Raw genomic sequence first — 23010 nt, 5'->3', positions numbered from 1 at the left:
TACGAGCCCGATAAGTAAACCGCAAAAGCCCCGCTACATTCCGGCGATCAACTTGTCCACCCTCTCGTCGACGCTGCGGAACGGGTCCTTGCACAGCACGGTGCGCTGCGCCTGATCGTTCAGCTTGAGGTGCACCCAGTCGACCGTGAAGTCGCGCCGCTTCTCCTGCGCCTTGCGGATGAACTCCCCGCGCAGCCTCGCCCTGGTGGTCTGCGGCGGCACCGACTTGGCCTCGAAGATCTTCAGATCGGAGGCCACCCGCTCGACCGCGCCGCGCTTCTGCAGCAGGTAGTACAGGCCGCGCCGCCGGTGCACGTCGTGGTAGGCCAGGTCGAGCTGGGCCACGCGCGGGCTGGACAGCGGCAGGTCGTACTTCTTGCGGTAGCGCTCGATGAGCTGGTACTTCGTCACCCAGTCGATCTCGCGGGAGACGAGGTCGAGGTTGCCGGTCTCGACCGCGTGCAGCGTGCGCTCCCACAGCTCCAGCACCCTGCGGGCGATGGGGTCGCCGCCGCGCCTGTCGACGAAGTCCTTGGCCTTGGTGAGGTACTCCTGCTGGATCTCCAGGCTGGAGGCCTCCCTGCCGTTGGCCAGACGGACCCTGCGGCGGCCCGTCATGTCGTGGGAGACCTCGCGGATGGCCCTGATCGGGTTCTCCAGCGACAGGTCGCGCATGACCGTGCCCGCCTCGATCATCCGCAGCACCAGGTCGGTCGCGCCCACCTTCAGCAGCATCGTCGACTCGCTCATGTTGGAGTCGCCGACGATGACGTGCAGCCTGCGGAAGCGCTCGGCGTCGGCGTGCGGCTCGTCGCGCGTGTTGATGATCGGCCTGGACCTGGTGGTGGCGCTGGAGACGCCCTCCCAGATGTGCTCGGCCCGCTGCGAGACGCAGTAGACGGCGCCGCGCGGCGTCTGCAGCACCTTGCCCGCGCCACAGATGATCTGCCGGGTGACCAGGAAGGGGATCAGCACGTCGGCCAGGCGGCCGAACTCGCCGTGCCTGCCGACCAGATAGTTCTCGTGGCAACCGTAGGAGTTGCCGGCCGAGTCGGTGTTGTTCTTGAACAGGTAGATGTCACCGGCGATGCCCTCTTCGCGCAGTCTCTTCTCCGCATCGACGAGCAGGCCTTCGAGGATCCGTTCGCCCGCCTTGTCGTGGGTGACGAGCTCGATGACGTTGTCACACTCTGGTGTTGCGTACTCGGGGTGGCTGCCCACGTCGAGGTACAGACGCGCGCCGTTGCGGAGGAAGACATTGCTCGATCGGCCCCAGGACACGACCCGGCGGAACAGGTAGCGGGCGACCTCGTCCGGCGACAGCCTGCGCTGCCCCCTGAACGTGCAGGTCACGCCGTACTCGTTCTCCAGCCCGAAGATGCGACGATCCATCACCTCACACTAGTTCCCCGAAATCGCCGGCGGGAGAGATCTCCGCGTGTTTCGATTTTCTTTCAATCGAAAGCCACCTGCGGGGCGCGCCCGCGAGGGACGGCCACCAGCGGGCCGGGACCGCTGGGCCTGGTGCCGAAACCCCTGGTACGGCACGCGGACACGGACGCCGTTCCACCGGCAATGCCCAGCTCGGACACGTCCCCGTGCCTGGCGCTGCTCGCCTCCGTAAGAGCAGCGCGGGAGCACAGGAAGAACCGTGAGAACTGTGAAAGCAGCGCGCGGGACCGCCGCCCCCGCGGACGGTCCCGTCACGCTCACGGCGTGAAGATCTCCTGAACCTTCACGATCTGCCCCTTGTGGACCGTGATGAGCGAAGGCATCTGGTGCTGCTCGACCCGCTTCAGGAGCACCGAACGCGAGCAGCTCTTGTTGCCCAGCCCCGTCCTGCGATCGACCGTCATGGCCGACATGCGCTTGCCGCACCCGAAGGCGCTCAGATAGACCGCCTTCTTGGCGATCGGCGAGGCATAGGCCATCACGTCGCCCTCCGGCGGACCGACGAAGAAGCCCTCGGTGTACTTGTCGCGCTTCCACTTGATCGGCTCGTACTCGGCGGTGCCGTCACTCTGGACATCGGTGATCCAGCCGCGAAGGATGCCGTCGCGCCTGGAATGGATGCCCTTGGTGAAGTCGTGGCCCGGGTCGGCCTGGAAGGTCGTTCCGAAGATCTTCGGCGGCTCGAACTTCGGGACGGCGGTCGCCGCCTGCGCCGCTCCGCCCACCGTCACCAGCGAACAGGCGACCGCGGCCACACCGGCCGCGAGGTTTCTCGTCTTCACACCGGCTTTGATCCCGAACCTGGGGTCACGGTTCTACGAAGATCGTGTGATCCCGGTCACATTTGTACGTTTGGGGGTTTGACGGGCGACGTGACGGCGCCCGTCCGGAGTCCCGCTGGGAGCACGCGTGAAAGACGGACGGCCACCGGGTGACCCCGGTGGCCGTCTCATGGCTGCCGTACGGACCCCTCCGAAAGGGGTGCGGCAGGCTACTCCGTGCCGTCACCCGCGCCGGGCTCCGGCGCCGTCGGCGTCTCGTCCTCGGCCGGAGCCGGCGCCTCAGGCGCGGCGCGCAGCAGCCGCTCCAGGCGAGGCCCCGCCAGCCGCAGGAACTTGCGGTGCTCCCTGTTGCGGTCGAGCACCGCCACCTCCAGCTGACCCGCCGGCGGGCGCTCCCCGCCCGGCTCGGTCAGCGCCACCAGCGCCACCTCCAGCGCGTCGCCCAGCGACATCCCCTCCTGGTAGCGCTCCTTCAGCCTGGCCGCCACCGCCTCGGCCTGCCCGCCCATCGCGGCGAAGCCGTGCTCATCGAACACCGAACCGTCGAACGTCAACCGGTAGATCGCGTCACCGTCAGGCGCGTCGCCCACTTCGGCCACCACCACCTCCACCTCGAGCGACTTGATCGACTCGGTGAAGATGCGGCCCAGATTCGACGCGTAGAGGTTGGCCAGCCCGCGACCCGTGACATCCGAACGGTCATAGGTGTAGCCGTTGATGTCGGCATAACGGATGCCGCCCAGCCGCAGTTCCTCGAACTCGTTGTAGCGGCCGACCGCGGCGAACCCGATCCTGTCGTAGATCTCGCTCACCTTGTGCAGCGCGCGCGACGGGTTCGGCGCGACGAACAGGATGCCGTCGGCGTACTGCAGCACCACCACGCTGCGGCCACGCGCGATGCCCTTGCGCGCGTAGTCGGCCTTGTCGCGCATGATCTGCTCGGGCGAGGCATATCCAAAAGGCATGGACACGTCGGGAGGTCCTTTCTAGGACAGCGGGGCGATGGGGCCGTCAGGGGAGATCATCCGTTCCGCGAGCATCCGCTCGACCACCCCGGAGACCTCGTCGTCGCTCAGGCGGCGGAAACCTTCGCCGTCGACGACCGCCACGATGGGCCAGATCTTCCTGGTCACATCGGGACCACCGGTCGCCGAATCGTCGTCCGCGGCGTCGTAGAGCGCCTGGATGGCCGCCATCACGATGTCCTGAGCCGGCGCGTTGTCCCTGTAGAGCTTCTTCAGCGAGCCCCGCGCGAAGATCGAACCCGAGCCGATCGCGTCGAACCTGTCCCGCTCGTAGGGGCCACCCGCCACGTCGTAGCTGAAGATCCGCCCCGCATCCTTGTCAGGGTCGTAGGCGGCGAACAACGGCACCACCACCAGGCCCTGCATCGCCATCGCCAGGTTGCCGCGGATCATGGTCGCCAGCCTGTTGGCCTTGCCGGCCACCGACAGCGTGCGACCCTCCATCTTCTCGTAGTGCTCCAGCTCCACCCGGTAGAGCCTGGCCATCTCGATGCCCGTGCTGGCCGTGCCCGCGATCCCCATGCAGGAGTAGTCGTCGGTCCTGAACACCTTCTCCACGTCACGCTGGGAGATCATGTTCCCCGAGGTCGCCCTGCGGTCACCGGCCATCACCACCCCACCGGCGCAGGTGGCGGCGATGATCGTGGTCGCGTGCGACACCTGGTCACCGATCGGTGTGGCCAGCGCCTGCGTGCGCGACGGCAGCAGGTCAGGAGCATGACTACCGACGAACTCAGAGAACGATGAATTTCCGTTGTTCACGAAGAGCTGGCTCATCAAGCCGGCGGACAGATCCCTGTGCGGTGCCACGCGACTCCCTCCAAAAACCTTAGTGTCCTTAGGGCCCGACCCTACTCATGTTGTGCTGTTGCATGCACTTCCCACGATCAGCTCAGCGCGAACCATTTACGTCCCTGCAGCCCCATACGAAGGTCGACATGTCGTAACGAGCACCCGGGAGGCGGCCCGCGCCGATCGCGACGGCGCCCCACCACCCGGTCATACTGGACCCCATGCGGGACTGGGTGCTCCACGTGGACCTCGACGCCTTCATGGCCGCCGTCGAGATCCTCCGTAACCCCGAACTCCGAGGACGCCCCGTCATCGTCGGCGGCAACGGCGACCCCACCACCCCCCGCACCGTCGTCGCCACCGCCTCCTACGAGGCCCGCGAACACGGCGTCCACTCCGGCACGCCCATGCGCACCGCCCGCAAACGCCTGCCCGACGCCGTCTACCTCCCCACCGACCTGCCGGCCTACGAGGCAGCCAGCGCCGCCGTCATGGACGTCCTGCGCACCTTCCCCGTCACCGTCGAGGTCTGGGGACTCGACGAAGCATTCCTCGGCGCCACCACCCACGACCCCGAAACCCTCGCCCAGGACATCCAGCGAGCGGTCACGGCGGCGACAGGGCTCACCTGCTCCATCGGCATCGGCGACAACAAGCACCAGGCCAAACTCGCCGCCCAGTTCAACAAGCCCGCAGGCGTCGCGCGCCTCACCACGGAAACCTGGCATGCCACGATGGGTGAGCGCCCCACCACCGCCCTGTGGGGCATCGGTCCCAAGACCGGCAGGAAACTCGCCGGCCTCGGCATCCACACCGTCACCCAGCTCGCCGCCGCCGATCCCGCCCATCTGGCCGGCCACTTCGGACCCACCAACGGCCCATGGCTGCGCTACCTCGCCCTCGGCAAGGGCGAAACCAGCGTCACCACCACCCCATGGGTGCCACGCGGCCACAGCCACGAGACCACCTTCACCGAGGACCTCACCGACCCCGCCACCATGCGGGACCACATCACCGCACTGGCCCGGCGGCTGGCCGGGGAAACCGAAGGACGCCCCGTCGTCCGCGTCACCGTGAAGGTCCGCCACGCGCCCTTCACCACCCACACCCGGCAGGCCAAACTCCCCCAGCCCACCCTGGACGCCGCCACCATCGAACAGGCCGCGCTCACGATCTTCGACCGTTTCCCGCAGGACCGCCCCGTCCGCCTGCTCGGCGTCTCCGTCGAATACGCCTAGCCCCGCACCGCCCGCGACAGGAACTCCGGCGGGACCACGGAGTCCGGCCGGGTACTGAGCCGCACCTCCACGGGCACGACGTCGTCCTCGAAGTGCCCCGACCCCGCACCATCCGACCGAAGGCGCAGAGCCCGCCCTGCCGGGCGAGCATCCGCTCGTAGTCGTCCTCGGTGGTGCCGTCGCGGTGCTTCAGCTCGTCGTTGCCTCGGGCGCTTCCACCCGTTCAGCCCTTTATATGGTTGTCCGCTTTGCCTACTGTCCGCCCTTTTGGACGTAGCTACGCACGAACTCCTCTGCGTTCTCTTCGAGCACTTCGTCGATTTCGTCCAGAATCGCGTCGACGTCGTCGGTCAGCTTCTCCTGGCGCTCCTGCACATCACCGGCCGCCGAGGCCTCGGTCTCCTCGACCTCGTTCTCGCGACGGCCGGTCTGCTTCTGACCGCCGGTGTCCCTGTTCGCCATGATCTTCCTCCGCTTGGGGGACTGCCTCTACTGGTTATCTTCCCCGAACCGGGCGACATTTCGCGCGCCCAGCCCGGCGATCTTCATCGGCTTGACTGGATAGCACCCCTATCCAATACTGAAGGCCCATCCTTCAGGAGGTTCGCGATGTCCCCCGCAACGCTCAGCACCGCAGGTGTACTCCTCATCACAGTCCCGTTCGTCGCCTACGGCGGGGTCACCCTGCTGACCTTCCTCATGCGCAACGTCCCCGGCTACAACGACAACCCGGTCCGCCGCGGTCTCTGGCGCGCGGGTCACGCCCACGCGGGCGTGCTGGTCCTGTTCAGCCTGGTGGCGCTGCTGTACATCGACCAGTCCGGCCTGTCGGACGGCATGCGGTCGCTGGTGCGCACACTGATCGTGGCGGCGCCGATCCTGATGCCGCTGGGTTTCTTCCTGTCGGTGATCCGGCCGAGCGACACGAAGCCGAGCCGACTGATCTGGCTGACGTTCGCGGGCGGCCTGTCGCTGGCCGCGGGCACGCTGATCCTGGGCATCTCGCTGCTGTAGCCGTCCGGTGGCGTTCCCTCCGGTCCGTACGGCCACCGCACGGCGGCGCCATGCCCCGCGCTCCCGGGCTACTCCCCGCCGGTCAGGGCCGCGACGAGGTCCGCGGCGGTGCGGCAGCGGTCGAAGAGTTCGCCGACGTGGGCCTTGGTGCCGCGCAGGGGCTCCAGGGTGGGTACGCGCTGGAGCGATTCGCGGCCAGGGATGTCGAAGATGACGGAGTCCCACGAGGCGGCGGCGACCGATTCGCTGTACTGGCGCAGGCAGCGCCCGCGGAAGTAGGCGCGGGTGTCGGTGGGCGGGTTCTCGACGGCGCGCTGGACCTGTTCCTCGGTGACGAGGCGCTGCATGCGGCCGCGGGCGACGAGCCGGTTGTAGAGGCCGCGGTCGGGCCTGATGTCGGAGTACTGGAGGTCGACGAGCTGGAGTCTGGGGTGTGACCAGGCGAGGCCGTCGCGGGTGCGGTAGCCCTCGAGGAGCTCGAGTTTGGCGACCCAGTCGAGCTCGCGGGAGAGCTGCATGGGGTCTTCGGCCAGGCGGGTGAGGACGGACTCCCAGCGGTCGAGGACGTCCTTGTTCATCTCCTCGGTGGCGGTGCCGCGTTCCTCGACGTACTTGCGGGCCTGCTCGAGGTATTCCATCTGCAGCTGGATCGCGGTGAGCTTGCGGCCGTCGCGCATGGGGATCTCGTAGCGGCAGGTGGGGTCGTGGGAGACCGCGCGGAGGGCTTGGACGGGGTTCTCGACGGCGAGGTCGCGGGTGAGGAAGTTGTCTTCGATCATCGCGAGGACCAGGGCCGTCGTCCCGAGCTTCAGATATGTCGATATTTCCGACATGTTCGCGTCGCCGATGATGACGTGGAGCCTACGGTACTTCTCCGGGTCGGCGTGGGGCTCGTCGCGGGTGTTGATGATGGGCCGCTTGAGCGTCGTCTCGAGCCCGACCTCGACCTCGAAGAAGTCGGCGCGCTGGCTGATCTGGAAGCCTTCGCCGCGCGAGTCCTGGCCGATGCCGACCTTGCCTGCGCCGACGACGACCTGCCGGGAGACGAAGAACGGCGTCAGGTGGCGGACGATGTCGGCGAACGGCGTGGCACGCCGCATCAGGTAGTTCTCGTGGCAGCCGTAGGAGGCGCCCTTGGCGTCGGTGTTGTTCTTGTAGAGCTGGATGGGGGCGTTGGTGGGGACGGCCGAGGCGCGGACGGCGGCGTCGTACATGACCCGCTCGCCCGCCTTGTCCCAGATGACGGCGGCGCGCGGGTTGGTGACCTCGGGCGTGGAGTATTCGGGGTGGGCGTGGTCGACGTAGAGGCGGGCGCCGTTGGTGAGGATGACGTTGGCGAGGCCGAGGTCCTCGTCGGTCAGCTGGCTGGGGTCGGCGACCTCGCGGGCGAGGTCGAAGCCTCGGGCGTCGCGCAGGGGGTTCTCCTCCTCGAAGTCCCAGCGGGCTCGGCGCGCCCTGGCGGCCGAGGCGGCCAGGTAGGCGTTCACGACCTGGGAGGAGGTCACCATCGCGTTGGCGCCTGGCTGGCCGGGTACGGAGATCCCGTACTCGGTCTCGATGCCCATCACCCGACGCACCGTCATGCGCACCTCTCGTGGTCCGGCCTACAGAGTCCGGTCTGTCTATCCGCCGTTTATATGCCCGAGCCTATGCCCTTCACAGTCCCTGAGGGTCACAGAGTTATGGCACCGACGCCTTTTCCACCCGTTCGGCGGACATTGGCGTGCTTTGTGGGGTGCGCCGTGGCCGCAGGAGCCGCTGGATGGGCCGTTCGGCACAGGAATAGACAAGATACGACAAGAGGAGGGTGACGAGCGTGGCGATCACGCCGACGGCCCAGGCGGGCATGACGCCGACGAGAGGCGGGATGAGGGCGACGGCGACGACGCTGTGGAAGAGGTAGAGCGGGTAGGTGGTGCCGCCCATCGCGGTGAGCACGGGCGAGGACGGCATGCGGAAGTAGCCGAGGGCGACCATGGCCATGACGGCGAAGATGAGGGTGACGGTGAAGACGACGCCCGTCTCGGTGACGGGCATGGCCTTGAAGCCGGCCGCGTCGACGCGCCTGGCGACGCGGTCGAGCGCGGAGTAGACGGACAGGGCCCATGAGGCGGCGAACAGCAGCCACGGCAGCCAGGCCGAGCCGTGCCGGTGGATGAGGTAGAGGGCCATGCCCGCGACGAAGTATCCGGCGTAGCGGGGCATGAAGATCTCGCTGACGATGTCGTTGCCGAGGAATTCGGCGCCGACCGCGGCGGCGAGCCAGACGCTCATGAAGACGAGGACCCGCCGGTAGGTGACGCCGACGATCACCAGGATGGAGATGAGCAGGTAGAAGCGCAGCTCAGCCCAGAGCGACCAGTACACCCCCATCGCGTCGTGGACCTTCATGACGTCGGCGATGTCGAACAGGCGCTGGAACATCGTGGCGTTGGCCAGGTATCCGCCGACCGACAGCTTCGGGTCGAGCGGCTCTGCCGCGAGCACGCCGTAGACGAGCACGACGGCGGCCAGGCTCAGCCAGTAGGCCGGATACAGGCGGACGAACCTGGACCAGGCGAACGCGCCGAGCCCTCTCCCCCACACGGTCATGAGAATGACGAATCCGCTGATGACGAAGAAGAGCTCGACGCCGAGGATGCCGAGCCCCGCGACGGGGGCGAGCCAGGGGAACAGAGTCGAGGGCCGCTGCCCCCAGACGGAGGCGAAGGCGACGAAGAAGTGGAAGGCGAGGACGGCCATGGCCGCGATGAAGCGGAGGAGGTCCAGCTCCGCGAGCCTCCCGCTCGCCTGGGCGGGCGTACTGGTGATCCGTCGTCTGCGCACGCCCCTTTGACGGCAGCTTGTGACAGTTGGGTTCCCTGTGTCTCCTGAGACTTTCCTGGTTCACAGGTTTCACTTTACGTGTTCAGTAGATAACTTTACGTGGCGCACAACTCCGAGCGAACAGGTGAGGGAATGACCGACGACCAGCTCAGCCTCAGTACAGCGGCGGCACGCAATCTTGCGACGACGACGAAGTCGGTGCCGCAGATGCAGGAGATCACCTCGCGGCACCTGCTGCGGGTGCTGCCGTGGGTGCAGGCAATCGGCGGTGTCTACCGGGTCAACAGGCGGCTGACCTATGCGGTGGGCGACGGGCGCGTCACGTTCACCTCGACGGGATCGGAGGTCCGCGTCATTCCCGGCGAGCTGGCCGAGCTGCCGGCGCTGCGCGGTTTCGACGACCAGGAGGCGCTCGCGGCGCTGGCGGGCCGCTTCACCCAGTGGGAGGTGCGGCCGGGCGAGACGATCGTGGAGGCGGGCAGCCCGCGCGACTCGGTGGTGCTGATCGCGCACGGCAAGGTGCGCAAGGTCGCGCAGGGCGCCTACGACAACGAGAGCGTGCTGGGGGTGCTGGCCGACGGCGACTACCTGGGCGAACAGGTCCTGATGGGCATGGACGGCCGGTGGGAGTTCACGGCGAAGGCGGTGACGGCGTGCACGGTGCTGACGCTGTCGGCGCAGGCGCTGGCAGAGGTCCGGGGCAACTCGGATGTGCTGCACGCCCGGCTGGAGAACGCAGCGAACTGGGACGGGCACGCGCAGAACGCCCATGGTGAGGCGGCGATCGCGCTGGCGGCGGGCCATGTGGGCGAGGCGAGGCTGCCCGGCACGTTCGTCGACTACGAGCTGGCGCCGAGGCAGTACGAGCTGAGCGTGGCGCAGACGATCCTGCGGGTGCACTCGCGCGTGGCCGATCTCTACAACGAGCCGATGAACCAGACCGAGCAGCAGCTGCGGCTGACCATCGAGGCGTTGCGGGAGCGGCAGGAGGACGAGCTGGTCAACAACAAGGAGTTCGGCCTGCTGCACAACGCCGATCTCAAGCAGCGCGTCCATACCCGCAGCGGGCCGCCGACGCCCGACGACATGGACGAGCTGCTGGCCAAGGTGTGGAAGGACCCCGCGGTGTTCCTCGCCCATCCACGGGCGATCGCGGCCTTCGCCCGCGAGTGCAACGCCAGGGGCCTGTACCCGTCGAACGCGGAGTACGGCGGGCAGAGCGTGCCCGCGTGGCGCGGCATTCCCGTGCTGCCGTGCAACAAGATCCCGGTGAGCGACAAGGGCGTCACCTCGATCATGGCGATGCGGCTGGGCGAGGCGAACCAGGGCGTGATCGGCCTGCACAGGACGGGACTGCCGGATGAGTACCAGCCGGGCCTTTCGGTGCGCTTCATGGGCATCAACGACCAGGCGGTCATCTCCTACCTGGTGACGACGTACTACTCGGCGGCGGTGCTGGTGCCCGACGCGCTGGGCATTCTGGAAAGCGTCGAAGTCGGCTGATGGGCCCCTTCGAGCTGCCCGACTTCTACTGCCCCTATCCGGCCAGGCTGAATCCGCATGTGGAGTCGGCTCGCGTCCACACCAAGGCGTGGGCGCGGGAGATGGGCATGCTGGAGGATCCGGAGATCTGGGAGGAGCGCAGGTTCGACGGCATGGACTACGGCCTGCTCTGCGCTTACACCCATCCGGAGTGCGATGCCGCCGAGCTGGACCTGATCACCGACTGGTATGTCTGGGTGTTCTTCTTCGACGACCACTTCCTCGAGATCTTCAAGCGGACGAGAGATGTGGCGGGCGCCCAGGCGTACCTGGATCGGCTCGATCTGTTCATGACCGACGATCCGCCCGAGCCGGACAACCCCACGGAGAAGGGACTGCGCGATCTGTGGGCCCGTACGGTGCCCGGGATGTCGCGGCTGTGGCGGGAGCGCTTCACCAGGACCAACCACGAGCTCATGCAGGAGTCGATGTGGGAGCTGTTCCACATCGAGGACGGCCAGGTGTCCAACCCGATCGAGTACATCGAGGAGCGCCGCAAGGTGGGCGGCGCTCCGTGGTCGGCGTGCCTGATCGAGCACGCGGTGGGCGCGGAGGTGCCGGAGCGGGTGGCGGGCAGCCGTCCGATCAGGGTGCTGACGGAGACGTTCGCCGACGCGGTGCACCTGCGCAACGACCTGTTCTCCTACCAGCGGGAGGTGGAGGAGGAGGGTGAGCTGTCCAACTGCGTGCTGGTCGTGGAGCGTTTCCTCGGCTGCGACACGCAGAAGGCGGCGGAGATCACCAATGATCTGCTGACGTCGCGGCTGCACGTGTTCGAGCACACGACGTTCACCGAGCTGCCGGTGTTGTTCGCCGAGCAGGCGCTGGCGCCGCACGAGCAGGAGGCGGTGCTGCGCTACGCGCGCGGCCTGCAGGACTGGCAGTCGGGCGGGCACGAGTGGCATCTGCGCTCCAACCGCTACATGAACGGTGGGGGGCGCACCGGCTTCCATGTCTCGCCCCGGCACGTGCTGGGCCCCGGCGGGCTGAGGAACCACGCCCACGTCCCGCACCAGAAGGTGGGTCCCCTGCCGCTGCCGGAGATCCACATGCCCTTCCAGGTGCGGGAGAACCCGCACCTGGAGGCGGCGCGCAAGGCGACGCTCGACTACGCGGAGGCGATGGGCTTCTACACGCTGGTGTGGGACAGGGCCGCGCATGACGGCTACGACCTGGCCTTGTGCGCGGCCGGCATCGATCCCGACGCGAGCCTGGAGGGGCTGGTCCTGGCCACCGACTGGCTGAGCTGGGGCACCTACGGCGACGACTACCTGCCGGTGGTGTTCGGCCGCTCCCGCGACTTCACAGGGGCGAAGGCGTTCAACCGGCGGCTGTCGGCGTTCATGCCGCTGGATCTGGTGGTGACGGCGGTGGCGGCCAACCCGGTGGAGCGCGGCCTGGCGGATCTGTGGGTCCGTACGGCCGAGCCGATGTCGCCCGAGGGGCGCGCGGAGTTCAGGGCGTCGGTGGAGGCGATGACGGAGAGCTGGTTGTGGGAGCTGTCGAATCACATCCAGAACCGGGTCCCCGATCCCGTCGACTACGTGGAGATGCGGCGCAAGACGTTCGGCTCCGACCTGACGATGGCGCTGGCGCGGCTGGCGCCCGGGCGGTCGATCCCCGCCGAGGTGTGGGGGTCGCGGCCGATCGCGGCGCTGGTCGGCGCGGCCCACGACTACGCCTGCATGCTCAACGACCTGTTCTCCTATCAGAAGGAGATCGAGTTCGAGGGCGAGCTGCACAACATGGTGCTGGTCGTGCAGACGTTCTTCGACTGCGACCTGCCCAGGGCGACGGAGCTGGTCGGCTCGCTGATGACGGCGAGGATGCGGCAGTTCCAGAAGGTAGCCGAGGTCGACGTGCCGGCGCTGCTCGACGACATGGGCGCCGACGCCGGGCTGCGCGCCTCGGTGGCCGAATACGTGGCCGAGCTGGGCGACTGGATGGCCGCCATCCTGCGCTGGCACAAGGAGTGCAGGCGCTATGACGAGCCGACGTTGCAACGCGCCCGCTGGGTGCCGGGGCCGACCGGGCTCGGCACCGCCGGCACCAGGATCGGAACGCTGCTGGGGAGGGTCGCCTCGTGACCGCGTCGAGTCTGAGCACGGCGGCCGCCAGGAATCTGGCGACCACCACCAAGTCCGTGCCGTTCATGCAGGAGATCTCCCCGCGGCATCTGCTGCGGGTGCTGCCGTGGGTGGAGGTGACGGGTGGCTCCTTCCGGCTCAACCGGCGCCTGTCATACCAGGTCGGCGATGGCAGGGTGAGCTTCACCTCGACGGGCGCCGACGTGCGGGTGGTGCCCGGCGAGTTGTGCGAGCTGCCCGCGCTGCGGGGCTTCGACGATGCCGAGGTGCTGGCGGAGCTGGCCGGCCTGTTCGAGCAGCGGGAGTACGAGCCCGGACAGGTGATCGCCGAGGAGGGCGCGCCGGTCGAGGAGCTGCTGCTGGTCGCGCACGGCAAGCTGGCCAAGTCGGCGCACGGCGCCTACGACGGCTCCGCCGAGCTGGGGCGGCTGGCGGACGGCGACCATCTCGGCGACGCGCTGCTGGCGGGCGGCGCGCCCGGCTGGCCGTACACGGTGCGGGCGATCACCGGGTGCACGGTGCTGGCGTTGCCAGGCCCCGCGTTGCGGGGCCTGCTCGACCGCTCCCCAGGTCTGCGCGCCCATCTGACGCCTTCGGGCCAGGCGAGGCCGCAGAACAGGTACGGCGAGGCGGAGGTGGCGCTGGCGGCCGGGCACGTGGGTGAGGCGCGGCTGCCCGGCACGTTCGTCGACTACGACCTCGCGCCCAGGGTCTACGAGCTGAGCGTGGCCCAGACGGTCCTGCGTATCCACACCAGGGTGGCGGATCTGTACAGCGATCCGATGGATCAGGTCGAGCAGCAGCTGCGGCTGACCGTGGAGGCGTTGCGGGAGCGGCAGGAGTTCGAGCTGCTCAACAACAGGGAGTTCGGGCTGTTGCACAACGCCGATCTGAAGCAGCGCGTCCACACCAGGGGCGGCCCCCCGACGCCGGACGATCTGGACGATCTGCTGGCCAGGCGCAGGAAGACACACTGTTTCCTGGCTCATCCGAGGGCGATCGCCGCGTTCGGGAGGGAGTGCAACGCGCGCGGGGTGTATCCGGCGATGACGGACGTCCAGGGCGGGAAGGTGATCGCGTGGCGGGGTGTGCCGCTGCTGCCGTGCGACAAGATCCCGGTCTCGGATCGGGGTCTGACCTCCATCGTGGCGATGCGCCTGGGTCAGGACGACCAGGGGGTGATCGGCTTGCGCCGCACGGGGCTGCCGGACGAGCGGGAGCCAGGTCTGTCGGTGCGGTTCGCCGGGATCTGCGACCGGGCGATCCTGTCCTACCTGGTCACCGCCTACCACTCAGCGGCCGTGCTGGTCCCTGACGCGCTGGGGCTGCTGGAGAGCGTCGAGGTCGGCTAGCCGTACGGCCGGCGTTCGCCTAGGCTTCTCCGCCGAGCCCAGGCGCCAGGCGGCCATCGGATGGCGAAAGGGCCGCTCCCCTGAGTGGGGAGCGGCCCTTTCGACCGGAGAACTACAGGTACTGGCCGGTGTTCGCGACCGTGTCGATCGACCGGCCTGCCTCGGTGCCCTGCTTGCCGGAGACCAGCGTGCGGATGTACACGATCCGCTCGCCCTTCTTGCCGGAGATGCGGGCCCAGTCGTCGGGGTTGGTGGTGTTGGGCAGGTCCTCGTTCTCGGAGAACTCGTCCACGCAGGCGGCGAGCAGGTGCTGCACCCGCAGGCCCTTCTGCCCGGTCTCGAGGAACTGCTTGATGGCCATCTTCTTGCCCCGGTCGACGATGTTCTGGATCATCGCGCCGGAGTTGAAGTCCTTGAAGTAGAGGACTTCCTTGTCGCCGTTGGCGTAGGTCACCTCGAGGAAGCGGTTCTCTTCGCTCTCGGTGTACATGCGCTCGACGACGCTCTGGATCATTCCCGCGATCGTGGAGTCGCGGGAGTCGCTGTGCTCGGCCAGGTCGTCCGGGTGCAGCGGGAGGTCGGCGATGAGGTACTTGGAGAAGATGTCCTTGGCCGCCTCGGCGTCCGGCCGCTCGATCTTGATCTTGACGTCCAGGCGGCCTGGCCGCAGGATCGCCGGGTCGATCATGTCTTCACGGTTGGAGGCGCCGATGACGATGACGTTCTCCAGTCCCTCGACGCCGTCGATCTCCGACAGCAGCTGAGGGACGATGGTGTTCTCGACGTCGGAGGAGACGCCCGAGCCTCGGGTCCTGAAGATCGAGTCCATCTCGTCGAAGAACACGATCACCGGGGTGCCCTCGGAGGCCTTCTCCCTTGCTCGCTGGAAGACCAGGCGGATGTGCCGCTCGGTCTCGCCGACGTACTTGTTGAGGAGTTCGGGACCCTTGATGTTGAGGAAGAAGCTCTTGCCCGACTGCCCCGTCTTCTCCGCGACCTGCTTGGCCAGGGAGTTGGCGACGGCCTTGGCGATGAGCGTCTTGCCGCATCCGGGCGGGCCGTACAGCAGCACGCCCTTGGGCGGGCGGAGCTTGTGCTCGCGGAACAGGTCGGCGTGCAGGTAGGGCAGCTCGATGGCGTCCCTGATCTGCTCGATCTGACGCATGAGGCCGCCGATCTCCTCGTAGGAGATGTCAGGGACCTCTTCGAGGACGAGCTCTTCCACTTCGGACTTGGGGATGCGCTCGTAGACGTAGCCGGAGCGGGGCTCCAGCAGCAGTGAGTCGCCCGCGCGGACGGGCTGTCCGAGCAGCGACTCGGCGAGGCGCACGACGCGCTCCTCATCGGCGTGGGAGATGACCAGGGCGCGCTCGCCGTCTTCGAGCAGTTCCTTGAGCATCACGATCTCGCCGACCTCTTCGTAGCCGAGCGCCTCGACCACGTTGAGCGCCTCGTTGAGCATGACTTCCTGGCCACGCTTGAGCACATCGACATCGACTGCGGGACTGACGTTGACCCGCAGTTTGCGGCCTCCGGTGAAGACTTCCACCGTGCCGTCTTCTCTTGCCTCGAGGAAGACGCCGAAGCCGGACGGCGGCTGGGCCAGCCGGTCGACTTCTTCCTTGAGGGCCACGATCTGGTCCCTGGCCTCCTTGAGTGTGGCTACCAGCCGTTCGTTCTGGCTGGTGACCGCGGCAAGGTTGGCCTGCGCCTCGTGGAGACGCTCCTCGAGGACCCTGGCCTGACGGGGTGACTCGGCCAGCTTCCTTCGCAGCGCTGTGATCTCCTCCTGCAGGAAGGAGACCTGTGTTGAAAGATCAGCGACCTCCCGTTCGCGCTGCGCGGCTCGAGCCTCTGCATCATCGCGAGCTGCCACGCCCCGTCACCTCCTTCCCAGTCGAGAGCGACTACTAAGGACCTTACCCATCTCCCGGCTTTCCGCTACCTGGCCGGAAAGTGTTCGTAGAGTGACATTCGGTATTCGGCGAATAATCCGTATTGGCGTGTTTAGTACTTCCAGCATATGAACACGGTCATCTGTTCCCGTGTCACGCACCAAGGCACCGCCGTGGCCAAATCGTCATAGTTCTTCGGTGGTTCCCTTCGGTCGTCGGCGCCGTGGCGGGGGCGTGACGCCGTCCGCCATGCGGCGGGCGGTGACGAGGAAGCCGGTGTGCCCGATCATCCGGTGATCAGGTCGTACGGCCAGTCCCTCGACATGCCAGTCGCGAACCAGGGTCTCCCACGCGTGGGGCTCGGTGAAACTCCCGTGCTCCCGAAGGGTTTCGACCGTCTTGGACATCTGGGTGGTCGTGGCCACGTAGACGCAGATCACGCCGCCCGGCGTGAGAGCCTTGGCCGCGGAGTCGACGCACTCCCACGGGGCCAGCATGTCGAGGATGACCCGGTCGACGTCGCTCTCGTCGATGGACTCGTTCAGGTCGCCGACGACCAGGCGCCAGCTGTCCATCTCGCCGCCGAAGAACTTCTCGACGTTCTTGCGGGCGACGTCGGCGAACTCCTGGCGCCGCTCGTAGGAGATGACCTTGCCCTCGGCGCCGACGGCGCGCAGCAGGAAGCAGGTCAGCGCGCCCGAGCCGACGCCCGCCTCGATGACGCGGGCTCCGGGGAAGACGTCGGCCATGCCGACGATCTGGGCGGCGTCCTTGGGGTAGATGACGGCCGCGCCGCGCGGCATCGACAGGGTGTAGTCCTGCAGCAGGTGGCGGAAGGCGAGGTACTGCGTGCCGCCGGACGAGCGGACCACTGAGCCTTCGGGCTGGCCGATCAGGTCGCTGTGCGGGATCGCCCCCTTGTGCGTGTGGAAGACCCCGTCCTGCTTGAGCGTGATCGTGTGACGCTTGTTCTTGGGGTCGGTGAGCTGCACCTGATCCCCTATCTGGAACGGCCCGTGCCTGCGAAAACCCATGGGCATGAGGATAGGGCGAATCGCGGGGTCGGTCGGCCTGTGGCAACCCCCTGTATTTGCGCCCTTCTTCACCGTAACATCCTCACGTGTCGACACGCTGGCCCTTCGCCGGCCGGGTCGAGGAGACCGACCGGTTGCTGACGCTGATGAACGACCCCGCGACCTGCGGTGTCGCCGTCGTGGGCGCGGCGGGTGTGGGCAAGAGCAGGCTCGCGGCGGAGGTGGTGACCTCGCTGCGCTCGCGCGGCCGTACGGCGGTGCACGCCATCGCCTCGATGGCGGCCCGCGAGTTGCCGTTCGGCGCGCTGGCCCATCTGCTGCCCGCGGCGCTGCCGCAGGGCGCCAACCCGCTGAAGTGGATCTCCGACACGCTGGTGGGGACCGAGCGGCGGCCGCTGATGCTCATCGACGACGCCCACCTGCTGGATCCGGGCTCGGCGGCGGTTCTGCACCACATGGCGCAGGGCGCCGCCGCGCAGCTGCTGCTGACGCTGCGCAGCGGCGAGCCGGCGCCCGAGGCGGTGGTGACGCTGTGGAAGGACCTGGGCCTGGCCAGGATGGAGCTGGCGCCGCTGAGCCTGCACGACGTGGGCCGCATCCTGGCGGGGGTGCTGGGCGACCCCGTGGAGTCGCAGAGCGTGGCCAGGCTGCACCGGCTGACCGAGGGCAACGCCCTGTTCCTGCGGGAGCTGGTGGCGGGCGCGCTGGACCTCGGGGCGCTGGTGCGGGTGCAGGGGCTGTGGCGGCTGGAGTCGGCGCCGCCCGTCGCTCCCCCGCTGGCCGAGCTGGTGGCGGCCCGCATCGGCAGGCTGGAGGCGGCCGAGGAGGAGGCGCTGGAGTACATCGCGCTCGGCGAGCCGCTGGGGGCGCAGCTGCTGGCAGGGCTGGTGCCCCCGGCGGCGGTGGAGGCGCTGGAAGCCAAGGACCTCGTCAGGGTGCTCGTGGACGGCGGGCGGACACTGGTGCGCCTGGCCCACCCGCTGTACGGCGAGGCGATCAGGGCGCGCAGCCCGCTGCTGCGCACCCGCCGCCGCTACCGGCAGCTGGCCGAGGCGCTGGAGGCCACGGGCGCCAGGCGGCGCGACGACGTGGTCAGGATGGCGATGTGGCGGCTGGAGAGCGGCACCGCGAAGGACCCCGCGCCGCTGCTGTCGGGCTGCAGGATCGCGTGGGCGGCGCACGACGCGACGCTGGCCGCCAGGCTGGGGTGGGCGGCGCTGAACGCGGGCGGCGGGGCCGAGGCGGCGATCACCCTGTCGGACGTGCTGTCGTTCTCGGAGTCGTTCGACGACTCGGAGGCAGCACTGACCTCGGTATGGGAGGAGCCGTGTGATCCCCGGCTGCGGGCGCAGCTGGCGATGCAGCGCGCGTGGAACCTGAACTTCGGGCTGCGCAGGCCCGCCGAGGCCGACGTGGTGCTCGACGACGCCGAGTCGATGCTGAAGGACCCGGCGCTGCGGATGATGGTGCAGGCGATGCGGCTGAACGTCCGCATCCTGCGCGGCGAGGTCCACGAGTGCGCGGCCGCGGCCGAGCGGATGCTCGCCGAGGGCGCGGGCTCGGTCGTGGGCACGGCGATGGCGATGGGCATCACCGCCTACGGCCTGCCGTACGCGGGCAGGTGCGCCGAGGCGCGGCGGATGTTCGAGCGGGCCAGGGCGGTGGAGGAGTCCTGGCACGACGCGGCGCCCTCTGAGGTGCTCAAGCTGGTGGCGGGCCGCTATCTGGCCGAGCTGTTCAGCGGCGATCTGGCCGCAGCCGAGCGGGTGGTCGTGCACGGCCAGGAACTGCTGGGCGAGGACAGCGAGCTGCGCATGTTCCGGCGGATGTTCCTGCAGTGGCACGGCGAGATCGCCAGGATGCGCGGCAGGGTCGGCGAGGCCGCGCGGATCACCAGGGAGGCGACGACGCTGGCGGGGGCGGGCCACTTCACCGCGCTGGCCGTGGCCGAGCTGGCGCACTGCAGCGCGCTGCTGGGCGACCAGAGCACGGCCAGGGCGCTGCTGGCGCAGGCGGAGAAGGACCGCACCGACGTGCTGTACCTGCTGCAGACCTCGATCGACTCGGCGCAGCGCTGGGTGGCGGCGATGGGAGGGCAGGCGTCGCGGGCGGTGGAGCTGGCGCTGGCGCACGCGGCGCGTGCCCGCACGCACGAGCTGTACGGCATCGAGCTGGTCGCCCTGCACGACGCGGTGCGGTTCGGCGCGGCGGCGAAGGTCGCCCCGCGCCTGTCGGAGGTGGCCAGGCTGCACGACGGGAGGCTGTCGGCGATCTACGCCGCGCACGGGGCGGCGGCCGCCGCAGGCGACGCGGAGGGCCTGGAGCGGGCGGCGGCGTCGTTCACGGAGCTCGGCATGCTGCTGCACGCCGCCGAGGCCTACGCGCAGGCCTCGGCCGCCCACCGGGCCAGGGGCCGCCCGCAGCAGGGCAGGGCCGCGGCGGCCAGGGCGGCGGCTTACGCGGCCTCGTGCCAGGGCGCCCGCTCGCCCGCGCTGGCGCGCTTAGAGGGGCCGGCGCTGACGCCGCGCGAGAGGGAGATCGCCAGGCTGGCGGCGTCCGGGCTGGCCAGCAAGGACATCGCGGCGTCGCTGGTGCTGTCGATCAGGACGGTCGACAACCACCTGCAGTCGGTCTACGGCAAGCTCGGCGTGAACGGCAGGACGGAGCTGGCGGCGCTCCTGGACGTCGATTAGCCGCCATGGCACGGGGATTGATAGCAATGGACCATGTTGCCGCGTGAAGTGATCTCGACGGGTGCGCTGATCCTGCGTCCCCCCTCCCATGACGATCTGCCCGCGATCGTGAGAGCTACGTCCGACGCCGACACCGCCAGGTTCCTCTACCGGCTGCCCATGCCGTACACGATCGAGGACGCCGAGGCCTATCTCGCGGTCGCCGAGCGGCGCTGGGCCGAGGGCGGCGCCGAGTTCACGATCGCCGACGGCGACAGCGGGCAGTACCTGGGCGCGGTGGGGCTGCGGCCGCCGGACACGCACGGGGCGCTGTCCATCGGCTACCGGGTCGCGGAGTGGGCCAGAGGCAAGGGTGTGGCGAGCGCGGCGACGCGTGCGGTCACCGAGTGGGCCTTCGACAAGGGGGCGCGGCGCATCGAGCTGCGCGCCGAGGTGGAGAACCTGGCCAGCCTCCGTGTCGCCTACGCCGCCGGCTACGTGCAGGAGGGGGTCGAGAGGGAGCGGGCGCGCACGCGCGACGGCAGGGCCGCCGACTTCGTGGCGTTCGCCAGGCTGGCGGGCGATCCCGGTGAGGCGGCCGAGCAGTACCTGCCGTTCCTGGAGGGCGGCGAGCTGTCGGACGGGGTGGTGCGGCTGACGCAGCTGGCGCCGCGCGACGCCGGCGACTTCCACGCCATGGTGGGCAGGCCGAGCGTCTCGCGCTGGATGCTCGGCCCCCCGCCGACGGCCGAGGCGGCCGAGCGGCGCTGCCGCTACACCGGCTACTGGTGGCTGTCGGGGCAGCGGGCCGAGCTCGCGATCCGCGACGCGGAGACCGACGCGTTCGCTGGACACATCCAGCTCGTGCAGGTGGTGCCCTCGATCGGGCAGGCGATGGTCGGCTACTCGCTGCAGCCGGACTTCAGGGGCAAAGGGTTCATGACCCGGGCGGTGCGGCTGCTGACGGACTGGGCGTTCGCCCACACGGCGCTGCACAGGATCGTGGCGGGCACCGACGTCGCCAACGACGCCTCGCAGCAGGTGCTGCGGCGGGCGGGCTTCAGCAGGGAGGGCGTGCAGCGCGAGCTGTTCCCTCGCCCCGACGGCACGCGCGGCGACGACGTGGAATGGCTCCTGCTACGGACGAGGCCCCGCTGAAAATATCTATTACCTGATGTGGGGGTGGCCACGGGCGTGTTTGACGGTAATACTCCGAGTCGCCACCCGTTAACACTCCGCCGTTCTGGGCGAGCTTTGCGTCAGGGGATGAGGCATGAGCAGCGACTGCGTGAAGGAGCTCATCGAGTCGTTCTCCCAAGTGGAGTCGGAGGCGCTACTGGACCAGGTGGTCCTCTGCGCGGCCGCGGTGGGCGGCACGCCGTACGCGGGGTTCGTGGACGTGGTCCCTCTGCAGGAGCTCGCCTACCCCTCTCATGTCCTGGCCGCGCCCGGTGATCCACTGGGCGTGAGCCGCTGGCTGGTGGAGTCGGGGGTGCTCAAGGAGCTGGCGATCGCCTCCGACCCGGTGCTGCTCGTGCAGGACTGGTCGGTGGGCGTGCCGGGGTTCCTGGCGGTGCCGGTGCCGCTGGCGACGCGTGACCAGGCGTACCTGTGGGTGGCGGGCAGGCGCTTCACCGAGCGCGAGGAGCACCTGCTCGGCCGGCTCGCGGCGGCGGCGGGCCGTGCGATCGAGGCGTCACGCGGCCTGGAGGTGGCCGCGCGCATGCTGCGCTCGGTGCACGCCTTCACGGCCTGACTCCTTCCGTACGGCACGCGGGCCAGGCCGCCGCACTCCCTCCGCATTCCCTCCGCACTCCCTCCTCACGGCACGCGGACGAGGCCATCCCACTCCCTGGATACGGCACGCGGGCCGGGCCGCCACCCTCGGCGCGGGGCCGGGCCCCGTCCAGGGACACGCCTCACCGGTCGCGCGTGGCCGGGGTCTCCAACGGACGGCCTCCTGGTTCAGTCGGCGGCGGTGTCGAGCGCGTCGCGCAGGATGGCGGTCACCTGGGCGACGAGGGCCTCGGCGTCCAGCTTGGCCCGTAGGTCGAGGTCCACGGTGATCTCCGAGCCGACCCGCAGCTTGAGCGCCACGTGCCTGCCGCGCGACCGCAGCCAGAACTCCACCGTCCTGGCCAGCGCCGTCGCCTGCCCCTGCGAGGCGACGGCCACGACCAGTTCGGGCGGCTCGCCGCCCATTCGTCCCGCTCCCGGCGTCCCGTGCTCCAGGCGCGTCCTGCCGCGCAGGGCGTCGGCGTCGCGCAGCCAGTCCTCCAACGAGCTGAGCTCGTCGAAGGATCCCTCGAAGACGACGTCGGGCACGCTGTCACCTCACGATCGGGGCGGTCCTGGCCCTGGTGAGGCGGACCAGGTCGGCGGGGTCGAGTTCGAGTTCGAGGCCGTGGCGGCCGCTGGAGACGTAGACGGAGGCCGCGGCGGCGGAGGTCTCCTCCAGCACCGACGGCAGGTACGGCAGCGCCAGCGGGCTGAGGATCTCGGCGGCGATGGTCTCGCCGATGCGCATGACGTCGGCCAGTCCCGCCACTCTGGCGTCGGTGGCGCCGAAGGCGCGAGCCAGTGCCCGTTCGTCGATGACGCCCTCGCTGGGGGCGATGGCGACGACGGCGTGTTCGCCGAGGTAGAGGATGACGGCTTTGAGCAGCCGTCTGGGCGGGATGCCGAGCTCGTCGGCGACCGCGCTCCTCGATTTTGTCCTGGCCGGATCGTGGGGATATGGGTGGGCCGTGAACTCCACCTGTGATTTACGAAGAATCCGCATCACTGGGGTGTCTCGCAGGACATTTCGGTTATTGGGGGTTTTGGCGGCGCCGCGCCGTACCCGAAACGAGCGGTATTTCCGGGAGAAGACGTAAAGGTAGTCGACGAAAGCCTCGGCCAGCTCCACCGCGTCCTCGGCCTCGGCCTTCGCCAGCGGGTGGTGGCCGAGGTGGGCGGCCTCGTTGCCCAGCTCGCGCAGCTCCTCGGCCCAGGCCAGCAGCCAGCCGTCGATCAGGCCGCCTCTGCGCAGCTCGCGCAGGGCGTGGAAGAGTGTGCGCCCGCTCACGCCGTGGTCGGCACAGACCGCCTCGAGCAGCCGCCGCACGTGCAGGACGGCCGAGGCCGGCGAGCCCGAGCGCAGGCCCGCGCGCGCGTACACGAGCTCCTGGCGCACCGAAGGCGGCACCTCGGGACCGATCGGCCGTCCCGACGGGGGCCACAGCACCTCCGCGGGCCTGGCGGGCAGCTCGTCGGGGTCGCGGTCGTCGACTTCTTCGTGGTTTTCCAGCAACAATGAC

Annotated in this window: 19 protein-coding genes; 8 read left to right on the top strand and 11 right to left on the bottom strand. The window is 69.2% G+C overall.

Features of this window, described 5'->3' with window-relative positions:
* Nucleotides 1-33 precede the first annotated feature (33 nt).
* The 4 genes from pafA to prcB form a co-directional block, all read right to left on the bottom strand.
* A complete protein-coding gene (gene pafA, locus AB0B45_RS09090) occupies nt 34-1392 on the bottom strand; it encodes a Pup--protein ligase (protein WP_357674121.1) in 1359 nt (452 codons plus the stop codon).
* Between the two features lie 317 nt (nt 1393-1709).
* Entirely contained in the window at nt 1710-2234 is a 525-nt protein-coding gene (locus AB0B45_RS09085) for a hypothetical protein (protein ID WP_358127659.1), read from the bottom strand.
* 209 nt (nt 2235-2443) lie between these two features.
* The gene (prcA, locus tag AB0B45_RS09080) at nt 2444-3199 is read right to left on the bottom strand and encodes a proteasome subunit alpha (RefSeq protein ID WP_358128365.1); all 756 of its coding nucleotides are present in this window, start codon (nt 3197-3199) and stop codon (nt 2444-2446) included.
* Nucleotides 3200-3220: 21 nt separating this feature from the next.
* A complete protein-coding gene (gene prcB / locus AB0B45_RS09075) occupies nt 3221-4036 on the bottom strand; it encodes a proteasome subunit beta (protein WP_358128363.1) in 816 nt (271 codons plus the stop codon).
* 236 nt (nt 4037-4272) lie between these two features.
* On the opposite strand from prcB, the gene AB0B45_RS09070 reads away from it, so the two are divergent.
* Entirely contained in the window at nt 4273-5289 is a 1017-nt protein-coding gene (locus tag AB0B45_RS09070) for a DNA polymerase IV (protein ID WP_358127657.1), read from the top strand.
* 252 nt (nt 5290-5541) lie between these two features.
* Here AB0B45_RS09070 and AB0B45_RS09065 read toward each other — a convergent pair whose 3' ends face one another.
* Nucleotides 5542-5751, bottom strand: a complete 210-nt coding sequence (locus AB0B45_RS09065; protein WP_358127656.1) for a ubiquitin-like protein Pup — start codon at nt 5749-5751, stop codon at nt 5542-5544.
* A gap of 147 nt (nt 5752-5898) precedes the next feature.
* Here AB0B45_RS09065 and AB0B45_RS09060 point away from each other — a divergent pair, with 147 nt between their 5' ends.
* Nucleotides 5899-6303 carry a hypothetical protein gene (locus AB0B45_RS09060; protein ID WP_358127655.1) on the top strand — a complete coding sequence of 135 codons (405 nt, stop codon included), beginning with the start codon at nt 5899-5901 and terminating at the stop codon, nt 6301-6303.
* Nucleotides 6304-6371: 68 nt separating this feature from the next.
* Here AB0B45_RS09060 and dop read toward each other — a convergent pair whose 3' ends face one another.
* On the bottom strand, nt 6372-7886 hold the full coding sequence (dop, locus tag AB0B45_RS09055; RefSeq protein ID WP_358127653.1) for a depupylase/deamidase Dop: 1515 nt from the start codon (nt 7884-7886) through the stop codon (nt 6372-6374).
* A gap of 97 nt (nt 7887-7983) precedes the next feature.
* Complete coding sequence (locus AB0B45_RS09050; protein WP_358127651.1) at nt 7984-9129, bottom strand: acyltransferase; 1146 nt, start codon at nt 9127-9129, stop codon at nt 7984-7986.
* 132 nt (nt 9130-9261) lie between these two features.
* Here AB0B45_RS09050 and AB0B45_RS09045 point away from each other — a divergent pair, with 132 nt between their 5' ends.
* Genes AB0B45_RS09045 through AB0B45_RS09035 form a run of 3 tightly spaced genes read left to right on the top strand, consistent with a single transcriptional unit; the run spans nt 9262 to nt 14110 of the window.
* The gene (locus AB0B45_RS09045; protein WP_358127649.1) at nt 9262-10632 is read left to right on the top strand and encodes a family 2B encapsulin nanocompartment shell protein; all 1371 of its coding nucleotides are present in this window, start codon (nt 9262-9264) and stop codon (nt 10630-10632) included.
* A complete protein-coding gene (locus AB0B45_RS09040; protein WP_358127648.1) occupies nt 10632-12758 on the top strand; it encodes a germacradienol/geosmin synthase in 2127 nt (708 codons plus the stop codon). The genes AB0B45_RS09045 and AB0B45_RS09040 overlap by 1 nt, the downstream gene beginning before the upstream one ends.
* Nucleotides 12755-14110 (top strand): family 2B encapsulin nanocompartment shell protein, encoded by a 1356-nt coding sequence (locus AB0B45_RS09035; RefSeq protein WP_358127646.1) that lies wholly within the window; start codon nt 12755-12757, stop codon nt 14108-14110. Before AB0B45_RS09040 ends, AB0B45_RS09035 begins: the two co-directional genes overlap by 4 nt.
* 112 nt (nt 14111-14222) lie before the next feature.
* Here AB0B45_RS09035 and arc read toward each other — a convergent pair whose 3' ends face one another.
* Together arc and AB0B45_RS09025 are read right to left on the bottom strand one after the other, a co-directional pair.
* Nucleotides 14223-15986, bottom strand: a complete 1764-nt coding sequence (gene arc / locus AB0B45_RS09030) for a proteasome ATPase (RefSeq protein WP_358127644.1) — start codon at nt 15984-15986, stop codon at nt 14223-14225.
* A gap of 204 nt (nt 15987-16190) precedes the next feature.
* The gene (locus AB0B45_RS09025) at nt 16191-17039 is read right to left on the bottom strand and encodes a tRNA (adenine-N1)-methyltransferase (protein ID WP_358127642.1); all 849 of its coding nucleotides are present in this window, start codon (nt 17037-17039) and stop codon (nt 16191-16193) included.
* A gap of 86 nt (nt 17040-17125) precedes the next feature.
* Between AB0B45_RS09025 and AB0B45_RS09020 the strand changes: the two genes are divergently transcribed.
* From AB0B45_RS09020 to AB0B45_RS09010, 3 genes are all read left to right on the top strand, one after another.
* A complete protein-coding gene (locus tag AB0B45_RS09020; protein WP_358127640.1) occupies nt 17126-19732 on the top strand; it encodes a LuxR C-terminal-related transcriptional regulator in 2607 nt (868 codons plus the stop codon).
* Nucleotides 19733-19765: 33 nt separating this feature from the next.
* Nucleotides 19766-20869, top strand: coding sequence for a GNAT family N-acetyltransferase (locus AB0B45_RS09015; RefSeq protein ID WP_358127638.1), 1104 nt, complete (start codon nt 19766-19768; stop codon nt 20867-20869).
* Nucleotides 20870-20984: 115 nt separating this feature from the next.
* Nucleotides 20985-21467, top strand: a complete 483-nt coding sequence (locus tag AB0B45_RS09010) for a hypothetical protein (protein WP_358127636.1) — start codon at nt 20985-20987, stop codon at nt 21465-21467.
* A gap of 209 nt (nt 21468-21676) precedes the next feature.
* Here AB0B45_RS09010 and AB0B45_RS09005 read toward each other — a convergent pair whose 3' ends face one another.
* Together AB0B45_RS09005 and AB0B45_RS09000 are read right to left on the bottom strand one after the other, a co-directional pair.
* Entirely contained in the window at nt 21677-22036 is a 360-nt protein-coding gene (locus tag AB0B45_RS09005; RefSeq protein ID WP_358127634.1) for a hypothetical protein, read from the bottom strand.
* Between the two features lie 4 nt (nt 22037-22040).
* The gene (locus tag AB0B45_RS09000; protein ID WP_358127633.1) at nt 22041-23003 is read right to left on the bottom strand and encodes a DUF4145 domain-containing protein; all 963 of its coding nucleotides are present in this window, start codon (nt 23001-23003) and stop codon (nt 22041-22043) included.
* Nucleotides 23004-23010 lie beyond the last annotated feature (7 nt).

This window comes from Nonomuraea sp. NPDC049152 (assembly GCF_040648355.1).
Classification (GTDB): Bacteria; Actinomycetota; Actinomycetes; order Streptosporangiales; family Streptosporangiaceae; genus Nonomuraea.
This window is presented reverse-complemented; position numbering and strand designations above follow the sequence as displayed.